This window comes from Ornithobacterium rhinotracheale DSM 15997 (genome assembly GCF_000265465.1).
GTDB classification, from domain to species: Bacteria; Bacteroidota; Bacteroidia; order Flavobacteriales; family Weeksellaceae; genus Ornithobacterium; species Ornithobacterium rhinotracheale.
This window is the reverse complement of the sequence record NC_018016.1, coordinates 1,172,503-1,194,276: the sequence shown is the minus strand read 5'-3', so window position 1 is coordinate 1,194,276 and position 21,774 is coordinate 1,172,503. Positions and strand designations below refer to the sequence as shown.

Here is a 21,774-nt window from a genome sequence, read left to right as displayed (position 1 = left end):
AAAGAGATATGACAAATTTTGTAGATAGGACAAAGATTTATAGTATATTAGGATTTACGGGGGCGGTTTCGTTTGATGAGCTAAAACCGCTTCTAGCAAGTTTATTGGCTATTGTGCTTGATTTTGCGTATAGCTTTGCAAAAAAGAAAATTAAAGATTTAAAAGATAAAAAAGATGAGTGATTGTGTGATAGTTATTGATAATAGAAAGTTTAGGAGTGAGCTTTTGTGTCGAGAGGTTTCTACAATTGATTTATCGGATAATTGTTATTATCAAGTAGGTCCATATTTTTATACCGCTAATGCATTTAAGCGTTATTTGATTGACAAGTCTCATTATGTTATTTATAAAAGGTTGATACCATTGGACGGAGAACCTGTGAAAGATTTACCAAATTTTATAGATGGATATGATTCAAATTCAGCGATTTTGTTAAGTTATAATGTTGGAACTTTTTATGATGGTTTTGTTGTAACGAAGAATAAAAACGGATATCACTTTAGAAATAGTACTAGTAAATTTGTTGGAGTTTATTTAGATGTACCAGATCCGTACAGTAATGAAGTATGCCAATTAGAATCTGGACAGGAATTTGATTATAAAGGATCAGGACCATTTGTTTTATATAATGGAGATGAAGAAATAAGGGGCATTGAATAATGAGCCATAAGAACGATTATAGCTGTATAGTTTTCGGAGCCTTTGGAGTGTTCAAAATGCAATATGTGCATGACCTTTATAAATTCTCTAAATGGCTTGATAACTCCAAATTTTCAGATTGGAGATACTTTAATGTGTATGATAGAAGAACTGGAGAATATCTAAGGAGATTTTATCACGAAAACTATATACCAAGGTTTTTAGATTAATTTGTTTGTTTTGATAATAATGAGAGAGACTGCACCTTTGTTGGTGTGGTTTCTTTTTTTTTATCTTTTTGCTTTGCAATATTTGGCATTTCTTTTGATATTTGCAAAGTGTTGTTAAATCACTAAAAAAATCAAGTCATGAAAAAAATATTACTATCATTTGGACTATGTTTAGCCGTAACCGCTGGATATGCACAAAGCAAGGAGGCAAAAAAAGAAATTAGAAAATATTATACTGAAAAACAGATTAAGTACATTGAAAAAGAGTTGAAAAATCTTTTAGGAAATGATGATTATACTGGTAACAGGTTTCAGCTTTTTGATGATTTTTATTATAAATATGAGTTTCCAAAAGGAGAAAAGCAAAAAAGAGCTTATTTTGAGTATTTTTTGATGCCATATTCTGAAGAAACATTAGCATATAAAGGTTATGCACATTATTTATTTAGTTTGTTGGACCCTCAAAATATAGACTAATGGCACGGAGATTTAAGCATTTGGACTTGCACGATAGGGCGATGATAGAGGCTTATTTAAAAGCTGGCTGGTCTATCTCGAAAATAGCTCGTGAACTGAAAAGGGATAAATCTACTATAAGCAGGGAGGTAAAGAGGAACCGAACGAAAAAAGGAAAATATAAAGCAAAGACAGCACAGACGCTCTATTCTGAAAAGAAAGAGCGTTTTTTGCGTTATAGAAGGTTCACAAAAGAAATTGAGAAAAGAGTAAGACAATTTTTGTATAAAAGATATTCACCGCTCCAAATAGTCGGTTATTGTAAAAGCCTGGGACTGGAAATGGTATCAGTTGAGAGGATTTACCAATATATAAGAGAGGATAAGCGAAAGGGAGGTTATTTGTATAAGTATTGCCGTCACGCTTTGAAAAAGAGAAAGGCGCAAGTGTCAAAATCTGTTGGGAAGATAAAAAACCGTACAAGTATAGATGAGAGACCTCAAGTTGTGAATGATAGAAAAGAGTTCGGACACTGGGAGGGTGATTTGATAGAGGGCAAAAATCATAAGGGTTATTTGCTGACACTTACGGAAAGAGTATCAAGGTTTTTATTTGTGAGGTATATACCAAATAAAACGGCTGATGTGGTCGCTAGTGCTATTATTGATGTGTTACTTCCATACAAGAAAGTTGTAAAATCAATAACCGTGGATAATGGGCTAGAGTTTGCAAGTCATGAGATAGTGGCAAAGAAACTGCAAGCAAAGATTTATTTTACAAATCCATATTCTAGTTGGCAAAAGGGACAAATTGAGCATATGAATAAATTAATAAGACAATATGTAAAAAAAGGTTCAGCAGTCACAAAAAGTACCGCTAATAATCTGAAATCGGTGCAAAAAGAGATAAACGATAGACCGTTTAAAGTGTTAAAGTTTTGCAAGCCTCGTGATGTTTTTTATACATTTGTGGAAAATGTTGCATTTAGTGCTTGAATCTAGCTTTTAAGTTACGATACTTTCTTATCAAAATAAGCTAATACAAAAGAAATTAAACCTAATCCTAGTGCGATTAAAGTATGTGGAGTGTGCACCAAAAAAGCGAATGTTACCCCCACTTCTTTAGAAAAGCCTAGTACGATAAATCCTAGTCGCATTGCAGAATGGTATGCTCCAATGCCACCACTAGCAGGAATTACCATGCCGATGCCCCCCACAAGCAGGAGGTAGAATCCATCGGCAATGCCCAAATGCTCGGTTTCGGGTAACGCAAAAACGACCACATAAGTCATGAAGAAATAAAAGATCCAAATCAAAAGCGTGTAGACGATGAATTCTTTTTTTCTCTTTAATTGAAAAATCGTTTTTAATCCCTGTTGAATTCCATAGATGAATTCTCGGATTTTAGGGTAAAAGCTTAATTTTTTAATTCTATTTCTAAAAGCGTATAGCAATATGATAATGAGCGTAAGGGTGCCTCCGAAAATATATAATTTGAGAGAGCTTCCAGTGTCGCCTGCTTTGTCGCGAGTGATGAGCACTTCGCTCATGAGTCTTTTAATTAAATCGATATTGGTAACGACCGCCATCAAAGCGATAAACATTAAGCAAAGCATATCAATCACACGCTCACTGATTACGGTACCAAAGGATTTGTCTACAGGTGTTTTGTCTAGAGCGTATAGAGAGGTGCATCGTGCAATTTCGCCTGAGCGTGGAATCAATAGATTCCAAAAATAATTCATACAAACTGCAATAAAAGAACGCTTGGCAGTGACTTGATAGCCCATTGGCTCCAGAAGCAATTGCCAACGCTGGCTGCGGAACCAATACGCCATAATGCCCAATACAACCGAAACCCCAATCCAGAAATAATTTGCCTGGCGTAGCGAATCCATCGTTTGGTCAAAATCTATTCCCGAGAGCGAATAAGCAATTAGAGCAATCGCCAAAAGAATAGATACCAAAAGCGTGAGCGTAGTTTTTAGTCGTTTGCTCATGAAAAAACTATTTCAGTAAATTCGTTTTTTCGTTAGGGAAAATCACCGTGGGTTGAAAGTTTCTAGCCTCCTCTTCAGTCATTTGCGCATAAGCGATAATGATGACTTGATCGCCTTTTTGCACCTTTCTTGCTGCAGGACCATTCAGTACGATTTCGCCGGAGCCACGCTCGCCACAAATGATATAAGTCTCAAGGCGTTCGCCGTTGTTTATGTTTACAATTTGTACTTTTTCGCCCTCCAACATGTTAGCTGCATCTACCAAATCTTGATCTATTGTGATGCTCCCGATGTAGTTGAGCTCCGCCCCCGTTACAGTAACGCGGTGGATTTTAGATTTAAACATATTAAGTAACATGGGCGCAAAGATAAATCAAATAATTATTATGCACTTATTTAATTTAAAAGCATTTGCAGTGAGGGGTGGTTTTAGATTTATAAATAATTGAAAATCGATATTTTGAATGTTTTTCTCCATTTTAAAATATAAAAAAAACGTGCTTCTAAATTAAAAGAAACACGCTTTTTAATTTTTAAAAATTGAATTTAATCGATTTTTAAATTATCGATTAAACGGATATCTCCTGCGTATGCTGCTACAAAGGCGCGAATGTTTTTACTATCGTTCCAAGTGCTGATTTCGTGGAGCGTTTCCTCATTACAGATTACAAAATATTCCAATTCCAAATCCGTTTGAGCAAAGAGTTCTTCTACCCTTTGTTTTACCTCTTGGGGCGAAAACTCGTTTTTGAGCGAATTTACTTCTTTTAATATTTTGAAAATTATAGGAGAAGCATCTCTAAATTCAGGGGTTAATCGCTGATTGCGAGAGCTCATTGCCAGCCCGTCGTATTCCCTAAATATAGGCATTGGCACGATTTTGATGTGGTGCCCTTTCTTCTCGACCATCGTTTGAATGATGCGTAATTGCTGAAAATCTTTTTCGCCAAAATAAGCACAATTGGGCTGAATGATTTCAAAAAATTTATTCACGATGGTGCCTACGCCATCAAAATGCCCCGGACGGAACTTGCCCTCCATTTGATTTTCAAGTCCATTGAAATCAAAAGATTCTGATTTTTCGCCTTCGGGATAAATGTCTTCTACCGTAGGAAAAAACACCGCATCGCAATTCACGCTTTCGAGTAGTTCGGCGTCTTTTTCTGGGTGCCTTGGGTATTTTTCTAAATCTTCTGGATTATTGAACTGCGTAGGGTTTACAAAAACCGAAGCTACACAAACATCGTTGTCTGCTTTACCTTGCTTGATGAGGGAAAGGTGCCCTGCGTGTAGCGCACCCATTGTGGGAACAAAGCCGATGCTTTTATTTTGTTTTCGCTGGCTTTCTACCCAGTTTTTCATCTCCTGAGTGGTGTAGATTTTTCTCATGTTAAAAGTTTAAAACTTTATTAAAATCGGGCAAAGCTACATTTATAAACTTAAATTTCAATGAAAATTTGTATTTTTGCATATATTCTCCTGTAAAATATTTTTTTAAGGAAATAAAAAACACAAAATTATGCGCATTTTATACGTTTCTACAGAGCTAAACCCGTATACTCCAGAAAACACTTTGTCCAACGCAGCCTTGGAATTGCCAAAGATGGCAAACGAAGAGGGAAATGATGTTAGGATTTTTATGCCAAAATTTGGAGTGATCAATGAGCGAAGACACCAATTGCACGAGGTGATTCGCCTTTCTGGGATGAACATTATTATCAATGATTTAGACCAGCCGTTAATCATCAAAGTGGCATCGCTCCCAAATGAGAAAATGCAAGTGTACTTCATCGATAACGATGACTATTTTAAACACAAAGGGATTTATGCAGACGAAGAAACAGGTGATTTCTTTGAAAACAACGACGAGAGAGCCATTTTCTTTACTAAAGGGATTCTAGAAACGGTAAAAAAACTGAATTGGAAACCAGACATCATTCATGCACAAGGCTGGATGTCTTCTTTCTTGCCACTTTATTTAAAGAAATATTATTCCGATGATGCTTTCTTTAAAGATGTGAAGATGGTATATTCAGTTTTTGACAATCCATTCAGCGGGGAATTGAGTAGCGATGTTGTGGATAAAGTTGCTTTCGATAAAATTGCTAAAAAAGCATATAAGCATTTAGAAAAACCAAACTTTAATAATCTTTTAAAACTTGGAATCGATCACTCAGACCTTGTGATTCAGGGCGATGAGGTGATCCCAGAGGAGGTGAAAGAATATATCCAATCTACCAAAAAACTCTTTAAAGCCTTTGATAGAGAACTGCCGCTTAGAGAGCTGTATGCCGAAATTATTGAGGGTAAAGAAGACGAAGAATAAATACATGAAAAATAAATTTTTAAAACTTAAAGAATTCGCTTTTTTGTTGGCTGGGTTCTTTATATTTGGGAGCTGTGAGCAGGGAGACAATCCTGTGGGGGCAAATATCTTGTCTAGCAGCGCAATCCAAACTCAAAGCACAGAAGTTTCACTTTCTGCTACCAATCTATCGCCAGAGCCAGTAGCTTCTGGAAAAGCCATCTCTCAAGTGATTTTTCAAATCCCAAGAGATAGAGGAACTGTTCATGGAGGTGTGAGCGGAGCAAGTGTGGGGGTGTATAGCGAGCCCATTTTTGGGAAAACACAGGCTTCTTTTTACAGCCAATTGCGTTTAAGTGCGTTAAACCCTACTTTTGGTCAGAACGCTAAAGTGGATTCAGTTGTTCTCGTGTTGCCCGTAGCGGCTTTTGCTAAAAAAGATACGCTTGCTGTGCGCGAGAAATTGGTACATACAACTTATACTTTAAACAAGGTAGATGGAGTTTGCTCGGTGAAAGATACGGCTTATACCTATCATCGTTCAGTTAAGTTTAAGGTGGATTCTCTCTACGGGAATACAAATGAGAAAATAAACTTGCAAGTGCATCTGGTGACCGAGAATATGGGAACGATTAAGCAATCTTTAATGTCTGATAAAGGATTTGCAACGGGAGCTCTTTTAGGGGAGAAAACCATTGATAATACGGCTTGGATAAGAAAAACCATTGTTTCGCCACGAGAAAATAGTAAATATAAATTAGCAAAAGAGGTTTCCTCAGAAAGTATCCCGTCTTATAGAGTGAGGCTAGATGGGCTAGAAAACACTTTGGAAACATTATTTGTAAAACAACCGAATAATGGTTCGGATCAAATTACCTTCTTAAATAATGTAATGAATGGTATAAAAATTAGTACAGATAGCGATAATGGATTTATATTTAATTTTGATCCTACCAAGGCGAAAGTTTTGATGTTCTTTAGTTATGACAATCCTAGGTTTAAAGATCAAAATAATAACAATATAGATGATGATGAGGAAGGGTGCACAGTGCATTCAAATCCTAAGCGTTTGAGTGCTTCTTATGAATTCATAATGGGCTCTCAAAACATTAATGATATGGGGTATTATGCTGTAAATCAGATTCAGGTGTCTAATGCAGGGGCTACATTATCTCCAGAGAAATTGTTCCTTTCAGGTATGGGAGGGAATAGTGTGAGATTGTCTCTAGATGGGCAACAAATTGAGGCGCTTCGTAAGAAATTTAACGAAGAGCATATCGCGATTACAGACGCTGTTATTACATTCTCTCCTAACTTGGTGGCGCAAGGAAATCTTCCATTGCCACAGTACTTATATCTGTACAATGATACGCAAAAAAGAGTTTTGGCAGATTATGCAGTTTTCCCATTTAGAACAATTAGTCATGCGTATGACAAAGGCAAAAATGAGTATAAATTAAGAATTACTCAATTCTTGAAAAATATTGTAGAAAAAGGAGAGCCTAAAGATGATTTACGTTTAATGCTTGGTGATTATCCAGCACCAGCGGGGCAAGTATTTTTTATGCCTTCGGCTTATAATGCCAGCAACAATATTTACAATCCGTATCGAGTGATTTTGAATAATGCAAACTTGAAAATTGAAGTTTCGTATACAAATCCATAAGAAATCGATATTGCTGAAATATAAAAAAAAGGGAATTTTCTGAAAATTCCCTTTTTTTGTGCTTTTTATTCTACTTCTAGTAAAATGGGGCAGTGGTCTGAAAAATTTACTTCTGGTAAAATTACGCTGCGTTTAAGTTTAGATTTTAAATTTTCTGTTACCATGTGGTAATCAATTCTCCAGCCCTTGTTGTTTTGTTTAGCATTGGCGCGGTAGCTCCACCAAGTATATTGCCCCGGCTGGTTGTTAAATTCACGAAAAGCATCTACTAGGTTGCAGTAATTCATGTAATGCGTCATCCATTCGCGTTCAACGGGCAAGAATCCAGAAACATTTTTCAAGCGAACGGGATCGTGAATATCAATCGCCTCATGACAGATGTTGTAATCGCCACAAATAATCAATTTGTTATATTTTTTTTCTAAATCGTGAATGTAATTAGAAAACTCATCACAAAACTGAAGTTTGAAATCCAACCTGTCGATATTAGTGCCACTTGGCAAATACAGCGAAATTACAGAAAAGTCTTCGAAATCCGCACGGATTACGCGTCCCTCGCCATCAAGATGAGCCACTCCAGTGTCGCATTCAACACTTTTGGGCGGAATTTTAGAAAAAATCGCCACGCCACTATAGCCTTTTTTGTCAGCCGCGTTCCAAAATACTTGATAGCCCATTTGCTTGATTTCCTCTAAATCCACTTGCTCCTCGAGTGCCTTAACTTCTTGAAGGCAAATCACATCGGGATTCGTTTGAGAAAGCCATTCAATAAAGCCTTTTTTGATGGCAGCACGGATTCCATTTACATTATAAGATATTATTTTCATATCTGAATTTTAGAATGCAAAAGTATTAAATATCAATCTGAAATTCGAAATCTTTTGCCTTGATAAAAAAGTTTTTTCGGGATTAAAACTAAGTAAAAACGATTTGTTTTTCCCGTAAAACGCTCACTTTGCGGAGTTTTTTTAGAGAATTTAACAGACTTAGGGCATATTCTATTTTTAATTTAAGCGATTAATTATCATCTTTGCAGAGATTATTAATTCATATTCAAGCGCTGAATGATTAAAACAAAAAGTATATTATATGCTGTATTATTGGCAGCAGGTGTAGTGCCTACGATGGCACAGAAAACAGCTGTTTCGCCATACTCTTCATTTGGAATGGGAGAGAATAGACAGAGCAATAATGCGGCAACTTTTGGAATGGGCGGGGTGTACTCTTCGTATCTTTCCACTTATGGCTCGCAGGCAAATTTTATGAACCCTGCGGCGAACATTAATCTAAACTACACTAGTTTTAATTTCGAAGGTACCCTTAATGCTTCGGAATTTAATGATGGTGCAGACAAGGCTCAACGCAGTACGGCTTACATGTCTCAATTGAGTTTGGCATTCCCAATGGGGGCTAAATTCCGAGGAGGAGTTGCTTTTCAGCCGCTTTACTCGTTGGGGTATGACAATAAGGTTGTAGGAAAAAACAGTTACAACGCATTCAACGGAGATGGCGACATCAATAGTTTGCAGTTTTTTACTTCCTATAACATAAATCAAAACTTTGCAGTAGGTGTAAAAGCAGGATATCTGTTTGGAAATTTGAATAAAACAGAAATCCACGGAAACCAAGGGAATTTGCTTTTAACAGAGGTCGAAAATCGAAATAGAATTACAGGTTTTTCCTTTACGGGAGGTGCTTTTTATACAAAAAGATTTCGTGAAACCAAGCGATTTAGCATAGGTTTAAACTACACCATCGGCAACGAATTGAACTCAGAGCAGGAATATAGCATTCAAAATTATGGAATTTCGCCAACGGGAAGCCAATACGATAAGCAAATCGTATTTGAACAAAAAAGTGATGCGAAAGTAAAGGTTCCTCAAAACATAGGTTTTGGCGTGAGTTTGGGAGAAGATTTCCGCTGGAACATTGCAGCGCAAGTGGATTGGACTCAAATGTCTAAATACGAGCTTCGCTTTGATAATTTAAAGCTAAACAATAGATTTAAAGCCGTTTTGGGAGGTTATGTTATCCCTAACATCAATAGCTATAAAAACTATTTTGCACGCACAACTTACCGTGCAGGAGCCTTTTATGAAAAGACTCCAATCAGCATAAACGGCACCGATATCGAAAAATATGGTATGGCTTTTGGGATAGGCTTACCAGTCGGGAAGGCGTCGGATCCGTCTGAAATCAACATTGGCGTGCAACTTGGACAACAAGGAACAACTAAAAATAATTTAATAAAAGAAAATTTTGCCAATGTGAAATTAAGCTTTACGCTTAACGACAATTGGTTCCAAAGAAGAAAATACAACTAGTAATATTAACCAAAAAAAGATATGAAAATGAAAAAATTATTATCAATAAGTGCCGCAGTGCTTTTCTTTGGTTTGCAGGGAGTGCAGGCTCAGAACTGTGATGCTTATGAAATTAAACTAAACCAATTAGTGCAGAAGAAAGGCTACACTGAAGCATATCCTGTTTTGCAAGAGGCTTTGGAGAAATGCCCTGGAAAAAAAGTGAATTATTATATTTTTGGTGAAACTATTTTAGATGAATTGGCACAAAACGCCGCTAGTGACGCCGAAAGACAAAAATACGCACAAGAGATAGTTAATTTATTGCAGAAAAGAATTGCTGCTTTCCCAAATGATAAGCCAGCTTATTGGAGAGGAGAAATCATCAACTACGAATTGGCAAATAATTTAAAGCCAAAAAAAGAGATTTACGAAGAGTATAAAAACTTATTTAACGCCTCTGAAAACGCTGAAAAATTATCAACCTCTACTGTGTTGAACTACTTTACCACAGCACTTGAGTTGTTAAACGAAGGAGAACTTCAATTTGACGAAGCTTTGAAAGTTTACTTCAAAACAAAAGAAGTAACCGAGAAAAACATCGAGCTACGCTCAGCTGAGTATGGTAAATTAGCAGAGAAATTAGACAGTTTACAAACAGTAGATCCAAATAAAAAGCTGACTAAAGCAGAGGAGCAAACAATGGCAAATGCACAAGCAGCAAAAGATAGTTTCCTTGAAATCCAAGACTCTATGGAGGGGATCTTATCTCAATACACCACTTGTGATAACATTGCACCAATGTATGTGAAAGAATTTGAAGCTAAAAAAGAAGATATGGATTGGATCATCAGCTCATACCAAGAGTTGGCTTCAAAAGAATGTTACGATACTCCAATCATGGATGCCCTAGACAAGCAATATGCATACTTGTGGAAACTTAAAAATCCACAAGCCACAGAGACAGCTTCTCCTCAAGCTAAAGCGGGTGCAGGGCCAGGTTCAGCTTATGCTGAAGGGGCAAGAGCATTCTCTAGAAAAGATTACAAAACTGCAATTAGCAAGTTCCAAGATGCACTTAACGATGCTTCAGGTAGCAAAAAAGGAGATATTGCTTACTATATTGCTGTGAGTTATAGCAAAACAGGCAATTTAGGCAATGCTGTAAACTGGGCTAAAAAAGCAGCAAGCTACAAGCCAGGTTATGGTGCTCCATATGAATTAATCGCATCAATCTTTGGATCAAATGCTAACAGCTGTGGTAGCAGTACTTACCAAAAACTGACTGCATATTGGGTAGCTGCAGATTTTGCAAACAAAGCATGTGCGGTGGATAGTAGATCTTGTGGTAGAGCTAAGAAAATGGCAAGTAGCTATAACGCTCACGGACCAAGTTTAGAGATGTCTTTCCAACAAGGTAAGAAAAAAGGAGACAGAGTATCTGTTTCATGTTTCGGTGGAGCAAGCACAGTTGTTCGCTAATACTTACAAGAATTTATGAGACAACTCGAATTGTCCTTTAAATCATACAAAAAAGCAGCCCTATGCATAGGGGCTGCTTTGCTTTTTTTCTCTTGTGAAGAATCTAAAACCGATGATTTGGGGAAAATCAATCGAAATTTTGCAGATAGAACCACCATCAATGCACATGTAATTCACAAGGATTCGGGCGTGGTGCGACTGGATTTAAAAACCCCGTTAATTGAGGAATATACCTTGATAGACTCTCCATACACCCTTATGCGAAAAGGTTTAGATTTAACTTTTTATAACCAAAAATTAGAGCCTAATTTTTTAAGAGCAGATTGGGCTAAAATTCAGCAAAAAACCAAATTTTACGAAGGTAAAGGGAATGTTGTGATGATCAACAACGAGGGCGATACACTCAAAACACAAAAGATTTTCTGGGATAGCCAAAATAGAAAAATCTACACTCACGACACCGTAACCATTGCGCGTGCCGATGGTACTAGAATTATCTCTGAAAATGGACTGGAGGGGAGCGAAGATTTTAAACAATTTACTTTTTTCAAAAACCATGGGGTAATCAATGCTGAGCAGAAAAATCAAAAAAAATCTACACAATCCCCAGCTTCTGGACAAGCGATAGACAAAAATATCTTACCTTTGGAAACTAAAACCAAAGAAATTCAAGATTAATACATGAGTGCTACTATACCTATAATCATTATTGCTATATTAGCTTCCGCATTTTTCTCGGGCACCGAGATAGCCTTTATTTCGCTTAGCCGTATGCAGCTTGAGCTTGAGGCAAAAAAGGAAAATTGGATTTCTAGAAAAATGCTGTACTTGGCAGAAAATCCTAAAAAATTCATCGCCACGATGCTTGTGGGCAATAACATTTCACTTGTTATTTATGGGATTTTCATGGGGCAGCTTATCGTGAGCTATTTGCCTCCGTATTCTCCCACAATTGATGTTTTGATTCAGACTTTGATTTCTACAGTCGTGATTTTGGCAACTGCCGAATTTCTACCCAAAGCCATCTTTAGTATTTATCCCAATAAATTATTCAAGACCTTTGTCGTTCCAGCATGGTTGGTCTATGTCATCTTTACACCGATCACGACATTCATTATGTGGCTTTCGGATTTATTTTTAAAGATTGTGGGGCAGAAACAAACTGAAGATGAGATATTTCTGAAAGAAGAATTAAAATATTTTATATCAGAACAACTAGTGGAAGCCTCGGAAGAGGAGATTGATACAGAAGTTCAGATATTTCACAATGCCCTTGAGTTTTCTGAGATAAAGGTGCGCGAATGCATGGTGCCACGAAAGGAAATCGTGGCTGTGCGAATTGATGAGCCCATAGAAGAAGTGCGCAAAAAATTTATAGAAACTGGATTTTCAAAGATTATTGTTTATCAAGAAAATATAGATAATATTATAGGGTACATTCACTCATTTGATTTGTTTAAAAAACCTAAAAACATTCGAACCACGATGTTGCCCGTGGATTTTGTAAATGAGACTTCGCTTGCAAAAGATGTGATGGATGATTTAATTAAAAAAAGAAAATCTGTGGCAATTGTGCTAGATGAGTATGGCGGAACGGCAGGAATGCTCACGGTGGAAGATGTGGTGGAAGAATTGTTTGGAGAAATAGAAGATGAACACGATAAAGTGAAACTTGTTGAAAAACAAATCAATGAGCATGAATATTTGTTCTCTGCACGAGTAGAAATAGATCATTTAAATCAAGAATATGGTTGGGACTTGCCAGAAAGCGATGCGTACGAAACCCTAGGAGGTTTAGCCGTTTCGGTATTAGAAAAAATCCCAGAAATTGGTGAAACTTTTGTCGTTGATAACAAATATAAGTTTGAAATCACCAAAGGAAATGATACAAAAATCGAAGAAATAAAAATAACATTAATAGAAGATTAAATTAAGTACTTTTTTCTTTTGTAAGAAAATTGTATTTTTGCTGATTGTAAATAAAATTTTAATTAAAGCACATGGCTCTTTTAGAAAAAATAAGAAAGAAAACTTGGCTACTAATCATCGGGATTGGGTTGCCACTTGTAGCGTTTTTGGTAGGAGATGCATTCTCTAGAGGAAGTATTTTTGGAAATCCTAATGAATTGGGATCTGCAGCGGGTATTCCTATTACTACGCAAGATTACACCATGGAATACAGCAGAATTAGCCAAATTCCACAATATCAAAATGCAGGTGAAAATGTAATATCACAAATTACTTGGAACGATTTAGTGTCTGAGCGTGTGGTAAGTAAACATGCAGAGAAATTAGGTATCGAATTTTCTGAACAACAATATTTCGAAGCGGCTGCCATGTTTTTTAGCTCAATTCAGCCAAACTTAATCGCTCAAAACGGAGCAGTGAATGTGGAGGCTACCAAAGCATTTTTAAGCGAGTTGAAAACTGCCGCTCAAACAGGAAACCCACAAGCACAAGCTATTTACCAGCAATGGGAAAACGCAAATCCGCAAGCGGCAATGCTTAGAGCTAGCTACCTTGATTTTGTGAGCCGTGGAGTTTTAGCAACCGACGCAGAGGCTGAGTTTGCATTCCAAGGGAATAATACACAATCTCAAATCAGCTATGCGTTTGTAGATTACGCAACTTTCAAACAAAAAAATAACATTCAAGTAACCGATGAGCAAGTATTGGATTACTTAAAAGCTCATAAAAAACAATTTAAACCAGAAGCTTCTGTAAACATCGCGTATGCTTATTTCCCTGCGGTGGCGTCTAATCAAGATACACAAGAAATCATTTCAGGTTTAAATAAATTTTTAAATCAGCAAGTCATTACAGATCCAGCTGCTGGAATCACCGATACAATCCAAGCGTTTGCTAATGCTAAAAACGATTCTGTGTATGTATCAAGATTCTCAGAAGATGTTTTTGACCCGACTTACTACACCAAAAGCCAAATCGAAAATTTGCAAGATGCTAATATCAAAAATCTTTTATCAAATTTAGAAGTTGGTAAGGTGTACGGGCCAATCAAAAATGGAAATCTGTATGAATTGATAAAAGTAACCAATGCAAAACCAATTGCAGACTCGGTGAAATCAAGCCATATTTTGATCTCATTCCAAGGAGCGCAAGGTGGTGCATCAACAAGATCTCCGCAAGCTGCACAACAAATTGCAGACAGTATCTTGAATGTGGTGAAAACAAATCCTGCTAAATTCAACGAATTGGCTTCAACTTTTTCAGATGATAAAGTGGCAGCAAAAGAAAACGGTTCAATTGGTTGGGTAGGAAGATTTCAGCAAAACTTTGATCCAAGCTACAGAGAATATATCCTTTCTCATGATAAAGGTTCGTTTGGAGTAGTGCCAAGTCAATTTGGGTTCCATGTGATTCGCATTGACGATGTCAAATCTAAAATGGGATATCAGTTTGCTGTGATTAAGAAAGTATTAAAAGCTTCAGAAGAAACACAAGAGCAATTGTTTAATAAAGCAAATCAATTAGCACTTGATATGCAAGGTAAAAACACCAACGATTTCGTAAATGCAGCAAGAAAAACAGGAGCAGAGGTGAACAATGCAGATGGTGTGGCTCGTTTTGAGGCAAATGTTACAGGTCTTACGGGAACAAATAAATTGTCGGACATCCTTGCATGGGCATTTAATCCAGATACAAAATCAGGAAGCATTGAGCGTTTTGAAACTTCAAACGGAGGACAGATTGTTGTGTTCTTGTCTAATAAATTTGACAAAGATCAATACAATGTTGCAGCATACAAAGGAATCCTTACTCCAATTATCGAAGCTGATTTAGCTTACAACAAAGCAAAAGAATTGGTGGGCAATGATAAAGATCTAAACTCTATCAGTAAAAAATTAGGAGGACGCACAGGACAAGCTAGCGGAATTACTTATAACACTGCAAACATCGAGGGAATCGGCGCGGAGCCTACAGTGGGTGCAGCAGCTTTAGCTCTGCCAAAAGGAGGTGTTTCCAATGTATTGAAAGCCGTAAATGGTATTTTTGTAGTAAAAGTAGACAGCAAAACAGTAGGTGCTAAGAAAGAAGATCTGTCAAACGAAAGAAGAGTGATAGAACTTCAAAACATGGGAATGATTCAAAACTCATTGTTGCAAAGTTTAATTGATGATGCAAAAGTAGTAGACAAAAGAGCTGAGCGTCTAGTAAAATAAAAACTTTATTTACACAAATAGTAAAATCCCTTTTCTAAGTATTTTAGGAAAGGGATTTTTTTAGTTTTAATATATTTTGAAATCATAAAATTTAGAATTAAAAATATTTTTCCATTCATTCTTACTTAAATTTAGTAATTTTGTAGATTGATATAAGTATATAAATATGACATGTAGCGGATGCAATACAAGCCAAGGCTTACCCAAAGGGTGTAAAAACAATGGAGGCTGCGGTACCGACGGTTGCGATAAACTGTCTGTTTTCGACTGGCTGAGCAATATGCATCAGCCCGCTGAGGAGCTCGTGTGCCATATTGTAGAAATACGCTTCAAAAACGAAAGAAAAGAATTTTACAATAATATCGATAGACTTCCCCTTAAAGTAGGCGACATCGTTGCCGTAGAAGCCAATCCAGGGCATGATGTAGGAATGGTATCCATGGCGGGAGAATTGGTAAAAGCACAACTTAAGCATAAAAAAGTAAACCAGACAGAGGATCTGCCAAAGGTCTACCGTTTTGCAAATCAAAAAGATATAGATGTGTGGCAAGAGTGCCGAGAAAAAGAGCACGCCATCATGATAGAAGCTCGTAGAATTTCACGAGGAATTGGACTTGAAATGAAGATTTCTGATGTAGAATATCAAGGCGACGGAACCAAGGCTACTTTTTACTATACATCAGAGAATCGTGTAGATTTTAGACAACTCATTCGCGAGTTTGCCACCGCATTTAAATGCCGAATCGAAATGCGCCAAATAGGCTATCGCCAAGAGGCTGCTAAGTTAGGCGGAATCGGGTCGTGTGGTAGAGAGCTTTGTTGTTCTACATGGCTCACAGATTTTAGGAGCGTGAGCACGGCAGCGGCGCGATATCAGCAACTTTCCATCAATCCCCAAAAGATCGCGGGGCAGTGTGGAAAGTTGAAATGTTGTTTAAATTATGAACTAGATTCATACCTCGATGCTCTCAAGGATTTCCCGAAACACGATATTGTTTTAAAATCAAAAGGTGGTGAGGTTTCTTGTGCTAAAATCGATGTTTTTAAACGAGAAATTTGGCTTTCTTACATTAAATCAGATAATGTAACTTGGTACAAATTTAGTGTAGAGCAAGTAAACGAGTTTTTGGCGCAAAACAAGAGGGGCGAAGCCATAGAATCGCTAGAGGATCTGAACAAGCAATTTAATCAAACAGAGGATTCGCTCTTTGGCACAGGTTTGCTAGAAGAAAACGAATTAAATCGTTTTGAGGAAAAGAAAAATCGTAGACGCAGAAACAAAAACAAAGGCAATCAACAGCAGCCAAACAACAATAATAAGAAGAATTCAGGTAAAAAGAATTTTAGAAAAAAACGAAGAAAACCTAATCAGAACAAAAATGAAAATTAAGTTTTTAATAGGTGCTGTTATCGCGTGTTGCGTGCTTGCTTGCCAGCCAGAAGGCTTGATTTATCAGCAATCAGAGCCGTTAAACAATAGCTGGTCGGCAAAGAAAGCCGTGGTCTTCACAATTCCAGTAAAGGAGAGTGAGGCTGGCGTGGATTTGTCGTTTGTGCTGCGAAATAACAACGATTATCCATTCAGTAATATTTATTTTTTCACTGAATTTATTTCTCCGAAAGGCGAAAAAATGATTGATACTCTAGAATATCAATTGGCGTATCCCAATGGCGAATGGATAGGAAGCGGAATGGGAGCCATTAAGCAAAATACATTAATTTATAAAGAAAATATAGCGCTTAAGGACACAGGCGTTTACCAATTAAAAATAAAACAAGCAATGCGCCAAAACCCGTTGGTGGGGCTAGAGGACATCAGCTTATTAGTACAAAAAGAACAATAACCTATGGCTAGTACAAATAATACTAAAAAGAAAAAAAAGAATCCATGGATTATGCGTGGAATTTTGCTTTTCTGGTCTATCCTTTTAGGAGGAGTTATCTCGATCGTTGCCGTTTTATACGGAACATCAAAAGGGATGCTGGGGCCATTGCCAGATGTGCAAGACCTTGAAAACCCAGAAATCAATGTAGCGTCAGAGATTTATTCATCAGACGGGAAATTGATTGATAAGTTTGAAAAAGAGAAGCGTATCCCTGTTACTTATAGCGATCTTCCTCCACATTTGGTCAAGGCACTTTTGGCGAGAGAGGATGTTCGTTTTTTAAATCACTCAGGGATTGATGGCGAGTCTGTTATGCGTGCCATTGCGAGTGGAGGAAAAGACGGTGGCGGGAGTACAATTACTCAGCAGCTTGCCAAGCAATTGTTCACCCAGAAAGTGTCATCGAACAAAGTGGGGAGAGTTAAGCAGAAGCTCAAAGAATGGGTAGTTGCCCTGCAATTGGAGAGATTATATACCAAGGAGGAAATCATTACGATGTATCTTAATAAATTCGATTTTATTTACAGAGCAAATGGTATCGAGGCAGCGGCGCAAACTTACTTCCAAAAGCATACAAACGAGCTCACGGTGCCAGAATCAGCAGTTTTGATTTCAATGTTAAAGAGCCCTGTACTTTATAACCCAAAAAGTAACCCAAAAGGCTCTTTGCATGAGCGAAATGTGGTGCTTAGCCAAATGTTTAAATATGGATTCCTCACAAGAGATGAATTTGAGAGATATAAAAATGAACCACTCGGGCTAAACTTTAAAATGCTTGAAAGCAGCGTGCAGGAAACATATTCGGCATACTTTAAATATGCAATGCGTGTTGAGTTACAAGAATATTTTGAACAATACGAAAAAGAAAACGGAATTCACTATGACCTGTATCGCGATGGATTGAAAATCTACACTTCCATAGATTCGAGAATGCAGAGAATGGGAGAGGAGGCAATAAAACAGCATTTAAAAAGTGTACAAAAAATGTTTTTTGCTGAACAAAGAGGAAACCCCAAAGCACCATTCTATAACATCTCAAGCGAAAAGCGTCAGCGTATTTTTGAAGCAGCCATGCGCCGCACCGTTATGTATAAAAATAGAAAAAATGCGGGCATGAGCGAGGAAGAGATTCTAGCAGAATTTAATAAACCAAGGGATTCTGTACAATTCTTTACTTGGGACGGAAAAAAATACGAGAAAAATAAATCTTGGATGGATAGTATTATCTATCACAAGCATATCATCGAGGCGGGGCTTATGTCCATGGATCCAAAGGACGGAACCATCAAGGCTTGGATAGGCGGTGTAGATTGGGATTATTTTAAATTCGACCATGTGAAACAGGCACGCCGCCAAGTGGGGTCAACCTTTAAGCCATTTGTGTACGCCACAGCCATACACCAGATGAACTATCCGCCATGTCATATGGTGTCCAACGAGCCATTTGTTTCTGGCGGGTGGAAACCTAGAAACGCCAGTGGTAGATACGGAGGTTCACTGTCTTTAAGAGACGGATTGGCACACTCTGTCAATGTGATTTCTGCGCGTCTTATCGCCGAGAGTGGCCCTCAGGCAGTAATTCAGCTAGCCAAGGATTTAGGGATTAATTCGCCAATCCCAAACAATTTAACCATAGCACTAGGTTCAGCAGATTTAACATTGTATGAAATGGTGGGAGCGATGAGTACCTTTGCCGATGGCGGAATCTATATTAAACCAGAATTAATCCTTTCAATAGAAGATAAAAATGGAAAGATAATAAAAGACTATCAGCCAGAAACGAGAGAAGTATTAAGCGAAGATGTGGCTTATACGATGATAGATTTAATGAAAGGAGTAATTAATAAAGGGACAGGTAAGTCGATCCGTAATTACGGAATCACCTCTGAGGTAGCGGGAAAAACAGGTACCACCAACGAAGGTTCCGATTCATGGTTTATTGGATTAACACCAAATCTTGTAACAGGCGTTTGGGTAGGAAACGAAGATCGTTTTGCGCACTTTAGAGGTTGGCAATCTCAAGGGGCAAAAATGGCATTACCTATCTGGGCTTATTATATGAAGAAGGTGTATAGCGAAGGCAATAAATTAGGTGTAAGGAGCAGTGATAAGTTTGAAAAACCAGAAGGTATAGAAAAGAAATGGGATTGCTCTTCGCAGAATGGGTTTTATAATTTTGGAGACATGCGATCTTTTGGCGAAAGGAATGTAGATAATGCGGGAGAAAGAGGCGAGCGATCTGTGAATGAGGTCTTGTCTTCCGAAGATACAATTTCCTTTGAGTAAGAATTTTAACTAAAAATATTTACCCCAAAATTTTAATTATCCAACTTTTAGTTTTATACTTGGGGTATATGATGTTAGGCATCTATTATGATGCTCAACAGTTTTTTCATAGGTTTAGGTTAATTTAATAGGTTTGTCCCTTCTTTTCAGAGAAAAAGAAGGGTTTTTTTATGCCATTTTCCTAATTTGATTAAAAGGTTTTTGAAAAATGAAAGAGCGCTTTCAGCCTCGGCTGAAAGCGCTCTTTTTCTTTTATTATCAGATTTTAAACCAAGCCCGCGCGCTTTAATAATGCAGCATTGCTCGGTTTTTGTCCGCGGAATGCGGTGTATAGCTGCATTGGGTCCACGGTGCCGCCACTGCTTAGCAGGGTGTAAAATTTTTGGGCAATTTCAGGGTTGAATATGCCGTGTTGTTTAAAGTAATCAAAGGCATCGGCATCTAGCACTTCTGCCCACTTGTAGCTGTAATAGCCGGCAGCATATCCGCCTTGGAAAATATGGCTAAACGAGGTGCTTATATTAGCGCCCTCTACGCTTGGGTAGAGCTGCGTACTGGCCAAGTGTTCTTTTTCAAATTGTGCCAAATTCGTAATTTTTTCGGGGTGAGTGGTATGCCAAGCCATATCTAGCAGGCCAAAACCAAGTTGCCTCAAAGTCTGATAGCCTTCCATAAATTGAGAGGCCGCCACAATTTTATCAATCAAATTTTGTGGAATCACTTCCTCCGTTTGGTAATGTTTGGCAAAAAGTTGTAGTGCTTCTGGCTCGTAGCAGAAATTTTCCATAAACTGCGATGGCAATTCTACAAAATCCCAATACACATTGGTGCCTGCTAGGCTAGCGTATTGCGTGTTGGCAAGCAAGCCGTGCAAAGCGTGTCCAAACTCGTGGAAAAGCGTTGTAACTTCGCTAAAAGTAAGCAGCGAAGGTTTCTCTGCCGTGGGCTTGGTGAAATTGCACACAATGGAAATTTGAGGTATCCTATGCTCGCCGTGGAGGTAGTGGCCATCGCGGTAGCTAGTCATCCAAGCGCCTGGGCGTTTTCCTGCTCTTGGAAAGAAATCTGTATAAAGAATACCGATAATTTCATTTTCCTTGATCACATGGAAAGTGTGTACATCGGCGTGATATTTCTCGAGGTCGTTTACTTCTTTAAAGCTTAAATTATATAATTTTTCTGCGATTTCAAAAGCACCCTCTATCACTTTTTCAAGTTGAAAATAAGGTTTTAGTTCTTGGTCGCTTAGGCTAAAGTTTTCTTTTTTGTAAGCTTCGGCAAAATAAGCGTGATCCCACGGCATCAATTCAGAGATGCCCTCTTTTTCTTTCGCATAAATACTTAATTTTTTGATTTCTTCTTGCCCGAAGGGTTTTGCCTTTTGCAACAGGTTTTCTAGGAAATTTTGCACATTTTCTGGCGATTGTGCCATACGCTCCTCCAGAACAAAAGCCGCGTGATTTTTATAACCTAGCAAACGTGCACGCTCGGCACGGAGTTTTATGATTTTCAAGACATTTTCCGTATTATTGAATGGGTTTTCTGAAAAGTTTTTAGCCCCATTAGCTCGGTACAATTGCTCGCGCAGCGCACGATTTTTGGCATATTTCATAAAGCCCAGATAGCTCGGCATTTGTAGCGTGATGGCCCAGCCTTGCAGCGATTGAGCTTGCGCTGCCTCACGAGCCGCCTCAATTTCATCTTGCGGTAGCCCTTCGAGGTCTTTCTCATCAGTAATGTGCAAAACATAGTCATTGGTTGCCGCTAGGACATTTTGCCCAAATTGTAGCGAAAGTAGAGATAATTCTTGGTCGATTTGTCGCAATCTTTCTTGGTCTTTTTCCGAAAGCAAAGCACCATTTCGGCTAAAGTTTTTGTAAGTTTTGTCTAAGAGTCTTTGTTGCTCGGGCGTTAAACCTTCAGGTTTGCTGTCGTAAACTTTTTGAATACGCTCAAACAAAGCCTTGTTTAAACTAATGTCGCTGCTAAATTCAGACAAAAGTGGCGAAATCTCTTGAGCAAGTGCCTGCATTTCATCATTGGTTTCTGCTGAGTTTAAATTAAAAAATATAGAGGAAATACGATTTAGTTTTTCGCCACTTAGGCTTAAAGCTTCAATTGTATTGAAAAAATCGGGCAAATTCGGATTTTCTGTAATCGCATCGATTTCGGCTTTAGCTTCTGCAATGGCTTGTTCAAACGCAGGTTTGTAGTCCTCGAGTTTTATTTGCTCAAAAGGAGGCGTTTGATAAGGTGTTTTAAAAATGTCTTGAGTTAAAATATTTTGGCTCATACTTTAGTTAAATTTTTTCGATGTACAAAGTTACATTTTTTATGCCGA

At 37.8% G+C, this 21,774-nt stretch carries 20 protein-coding genes; 15 read left to right on the top strand and 5 right to left on the bottom strand.

Features of this window, described 5'->3' with window-relative positions:
• The first annotated feature begins 8 nt into the window (after positions 1–8).
• The 5 genes from ORNRH_RS12315 (at position 9) to ORNRH_RS05545 (ending at position 2,320) form a co-directional block, all read left to right on the top strand.
• Entirely contained in the window at positions 9–182 is a 174-nt protein-coding gene (locus ORNRH_RS12315) for a hypothetical protein (RefSeq protein ID WP_014790229.1), read from the top strand.
• Positions 175–660, top strand: coding sequence for a hypothetical protein (locus ORNRH_RS05560; RefSeq protein WP_014790475.1), 486 nt, complete (start codon positions 175–177; stop codon positions 658–660). Before ORNRH_RS12315 ends, ORNRH_RS05560 begins: the two co-directional genes overlap by 8 nt.
• Positions 660–869, top strand: a complete 210-nt coding sequence (locus tag ORNRH_RS05555) for a hypothetical protein (RefSeq protein ID WP_014790476.1) — start codon at positions 660–662, stop codon at positions 867–869. The genes ORNRH_RS05560 and ORNRH_RS05555 overlap by 1 nt, the downstream gene beginning before the upstream one ends.
• Before the next feature lie 138 nt (positions 870–1,007).
• On the top strand, positions 1,008–1,346 hold the full coding sequence (locus tag ORNRH_RS05550; protein WP_014790477.1) for a hypothetical protein: 339 nt from the start codon (positions 1,008–1,010) through the stop codon (positions 1,344–1,346).
• The gene (locus ORNRH_RS05545; protein WP_014790478.1) at positions 1,346–2,320 is read left to right on the top strand and encodes an IS30 family transposase; all 975 of its coding nucleotides are present in this window, start codon (positions 1,346–1,348) and stop codon (positions 2,318–2,320) included. Before ORNRH_RS05550 ends, ORNRH_RS05545 begins: the two co-directional genes overlap by 1 nt.
• Positions 2,321–2,334: 14 nt before the next feature.
• On the opposite strand, the gene ORNRH_RS05540 is transcribed toward ORNRH_RS05545, so the two are convergent.
• The 3 genes from ORNRH_RS05540 to panC form a co-directional block, all read right to left on the bottom strand.
• A complete protein-coding gene (locus ORNRH_RS05540; RefSeq protein WP_014790915.1) occupies positions 2,335–3,324 on the bottom strand; it encodes a lysylphosphatidylglycerol synthase transmembrane domain-containing protein in 990 nt (329 codons plus the stop codon).
• A gap of 7 nt (positions 3,325–3,331) precedes the next feature.
• On the bottom strand, positions 3,332–3,682 hold the full coding sequence (gene panD, locus ORNRH_RS05535; protein ID WP_014790914.1) for an aspartate 1-decarboxylase: 351 nt from the start codon (positions 3,680–3,682) through the stop codon (positions 3,332–3,334).
• 188 nt (positions 3,683–3,870) lie between these two features.
• Positions 3,871–4,713, bottom strand: coding sequence for a pantoate--beta-alanine ligase (gene panC / locus ORNRH_RS05530; protein WP_014790913.1), 843 nt, complete (start codon positions 4,711–4,713; stop codon positions 3,871–3,873).
• Positions 4,714–4,843: 130 nt separating this feature from the next.
• On the opposite strand from panC, the gene ORNRH_RS05525 reads away from it, so the two are divergent.
• Positions 4,844–5,650 (top strand): glycogen/starch synthase, encoded by an 807-nt coding sequence (locus ORNRH_RS05525; protein WP_014790912.1) that lies wholly within the window; start codon positions 4,844–4,846, stop codon positions 5,648–5,650.
• 4 nt (positions 5,651–5,654) lie between these two features.
• Positions 5,655–7,295 (top strand): DUF4270 family protein, encoded by a 1,641-nt coding sequence (locus ORNRH_RS05520; RefSeq protein WP_014790911.1) that lies wholly within the window; start codon positions 5,655–5,657, stop codon positions 7,293–7,295.
• Positions 7,296–7,360: 65 nt separating this feature from the next.
• Here ORNRH_RS05520 and ORNRH_RS05515 read toward each other — a convergent pair whose 3' ends face one another.
• Positions 7,361–8,122 (bottom strand): exodeoxyribonuclease III, encoded by a 762-nt coding sequence (locus ORNRH_RS05515; protein ID WP_014790910.1) that lies wholly within the window; start codon positions 8,120–8,122, stop codon positions 7,361–7,363.
• Positions 8,123–8,359: 237 nt separating this feature from the next.
• Here ORNRH_RS05515 and ORNRH_RS05510 point away from each other — a divergent pair, with 237 nt between their 5' ends.
• The 8 genes from ORNRH_RS05510 (at position 8,360) to ORNRH_RS05475 (ending at position 19,433) form a co-directional block, all read left to right on the top strand.
• A complete protein-coding gene (locus tag ORNRH_RS05510; protein ID WP_014790909.1) occupies positions 8,360–9,619 on the top strand; it encodes a long-chain fatty acid transporter in 1,260 nt (419 codons plus the stop codon).
• Positions 9,620–9,646: 27 nt separating this feature from the next.
• Positions 9,647–11,080, top strand: a complete 1,434-nt coding sequence (locus ORNRH_RS05505) for a hypothetical protein (protein ID WP_036601367.1) — start codon at positions 9,647–9,649, stop codon at positions 11,078–11,080.
• A 15-nt stretch (positions 11,081–11,095) separates the two neighbouring features.
• Positions 11,096–11,758 (top strand): LPS export ABC transporter periplasmic protein LptC, encoded by a 663-nt coding sequence (gene lptC / locus ORNRH_RS05500; RefSeq protein ID WP_014790907.1) that lies wholly within the window; start codon positions 11,096–11,098, stop codon positions 11,756–11,758.
• 3 nt (positions 11,759–11,761) lie between these two features.
• Positions 11,762–13,009: a hemolysin family protein gene (locus ORNRH_RS05495; RefSeq protein ID WP_014790906.1), complete on the top strand. Its 1,248-nt coding sequence runs from the start codon at positions 11,762–11,764 to the stop codon at positions 13,007–13,009.
• Between the two features lie 71 nt (positions 13,010–13,080).
• Positions 13,081–15,261: a peptidylprolyl isomerase gene (locus tag ORNRH_RS05490; protein WP_014790905.1), complete on the top strand. Its 2,181-nt coding sequence runs from the start codon at positions 13,081–13,083 to the stop codon at positions 15,259–15,261.
• Positions 15,262–15,427: 166 nt separating this feature from the next.
• Entirely contained in the window at positions 15,428–16,651 is a 1,224-nt protein-coding gene (locus ORNRH_RS05485) for a PSP1 domain-containing protein (protein ID WP_014790903.1), read from the top strand.
• On the top strand, positions 16,641–17,105 hold the full coding sequence (locus ORNRH_RS05480; protein ID WP_014790902.1) for a gliding motility lipoprotein GldH: 465 nt from the start codon (positions 16,641–16,643) through the stop codon (positions 17,103–17,105). Before ORNRH_RS05485 ends, ORNRH_RS05480 begins: the two co-directional genes overlap by 11 nt.
• Positions 17,106–17,108: 3 nt before the next feature.
• The gene (locus tag ORNRH_RS05475; protein WP_014790901.1) at positions 17,109–19,433 is read left to right on the top strand and encodes a penicillin-binding protein 1A; all 2,325 of its coding nucleotides are present in this window, start codon (positions 17,109–17,111) and stop codon (positions 19,431–19,433) included.
• A 265-nt stretch (positions 19,434–19,698) separates the two neighbouring features.
• Here ORNRH_RS05475 and ORNRH_RS05470 read toward each other — a convergent pair whose 3' ends face one another.
• A complete protein-coding gene (locus ORNRH_RS05470; protein WP_014790900.1) occupies positions 19,699–21,726 on the bottom strand; it encodes a M3 family metallopeptidase in 2,028 nt (675 codons plus the stop codon).
• Positions 21,727–21,774 lie beyond the last annotated feature (48 nt).

What these genes read in the sequence shown, in the direction of transcription:
- ORNRH_RS12315 (WP_014790229.1), top strand. Translation starts at nt 9, where the DNA reads ATGACAAATTTTGTAGATAGGACAAAGATTTATAGTATATTAGGATTT.
- ORNRH_RS05560 (WP_014790475.1), top strand. Translation starts at nt 175, where the DNA reads ATGAGTGATTGTGTGATAGTTATTGATAATAGAAAGTTTAGGAGTGAG.
- ORNRH_RS05555 (WP_014790476.1), top strand. Translation starts at nt 660, where the DNA reads ATGAGCCATAAGAACGATTATAGCTGTATAGTTTTCGGAGCCTTTGGA.
- ORNRH_RS05550 (WP_014790477.1), top strand. Translation starts at nt 1,008, where the DNA reads ATGAAAAAAATATTACTATCATTTGGACTATGTTTAGCCGTAACCGCT.
- ORNRH_RS05545 (WP_014790478.1), top strand. Translation starts at nt 1,346, where the DNA reads ATGGCACGGAGATTTAAGCATTTGGACTTGCACGATAGGGCGATGATA.
- ORNRH_RS05540 (WP_014790915.1), bottom strand. Translation starts at nt 3,324, where the DNA reads ATGAGCAAACGACTAAAAACTACGCTCACGCTTTTGGTATCTATTCTT.
- panD (WP_014790914.1), bottom strand. Translation starts at nt 3,682, where the DNA reads ATGTTACTTAATATGTTTAAATCTAAAATCCACCGCGTTACTGTAACG.
- panC (WP_014790913.1), bottom strand. Translation starts at nt 4,713, where the DNA reads ATGAGAAAAATCTACACCACTCAGGAGATGAAAAACTGGGTAGAAAGC.
- ORNRH_RS05525 (WP_014790912.1), top strand. Translation starts at nt 4,844, where the DNA reads ATGCGCATTTTATACGTTTCTACAGAGCTAAACCCGTATACTCCAGAA.
- ORNRH_RS05520 (WP_014790911.1), top strand. Translation starts at nt 5,655, where the DNA reads ATGAAAAATAAATTTTTAAAACTTAAAGAATTCGCTTTTTTGTTGGCT.
- ORNRH_RS05515 (WP_014790910.1), bottom strand. Translation starts at nt 8,122, where the DNA reads ATGAAAATAATATCTTATAATGTAAATGGAATCCGTGCTGCCATCAAA.
- ORNRH_RS05510 (WP_014790909.1), top strand. Translation starts at nt 8,360, where the DNA reads ATGATTAAAACAAAAAGTATATTATATGCTGTATTATTGGCAGCAGGT.
- ORNRH_RS05505 (WP_036601367.1), top strand. Translation starts at nt 9,647, where the DNA reads ATGAAAAAATTATTATCAATAAGTGCCGCAGTGCTTTTCTTTGGTTTG.
- lptC (WP_014790907.1), top strand. Translation starts at nt 11,096, where the DNA reads ATGAGACAACTCGAATTGTCCTTTAAATCATACAAAAAAGCAGCCCTA.
- ORNRH_RS05495 (WP_014790906.1), top strand. Translation starts at nt 11,762, where the DNA reads ATGAGTGCTACTATACCTATAATCATTATTGCTATATTAGCTTCCGCA.
- ORNRH_RS05490 (WP_014790905.1), top strand. Translation starts at nt 13,081, where the DNA reads ATGGCTCTTTTAGAAAAAATAAGAAAGAAAACTTGGCTACTAATCATC.
- ORNRH_RS05485 (WP_014790903.1), top strand. Translation starts at nt 15,428, where the DNA reads ATGACATGTAGCGGATGCAATACAAGCCAAGGCTTACCCAAAGGGTGT.
- ORNRH_RS05480 (WP_014790902.1), top strand. Translation starts at nt 16,641, where the DNA reads ATGAAAATTAAGTTTTTAATAGGTGCTGTTATCGCGTGTTGCGTGCTT.
- ORNRH_RS05475 (WP_014790901.1), top strand. Translation starts at nt 17,109, where the DNA reads ATGGCTAGTACAAATAATACTAAAAAGAAAAAAAAGAATCCATGGATT.
- ORNRH_RS05470 (WP_014790900.1), bottom strand. Translation starts at nt 21,726, where the DNA reads ATGAGCCAAAATATTTTAACTCAAGACATTTTTAAAACACCTTATCAA.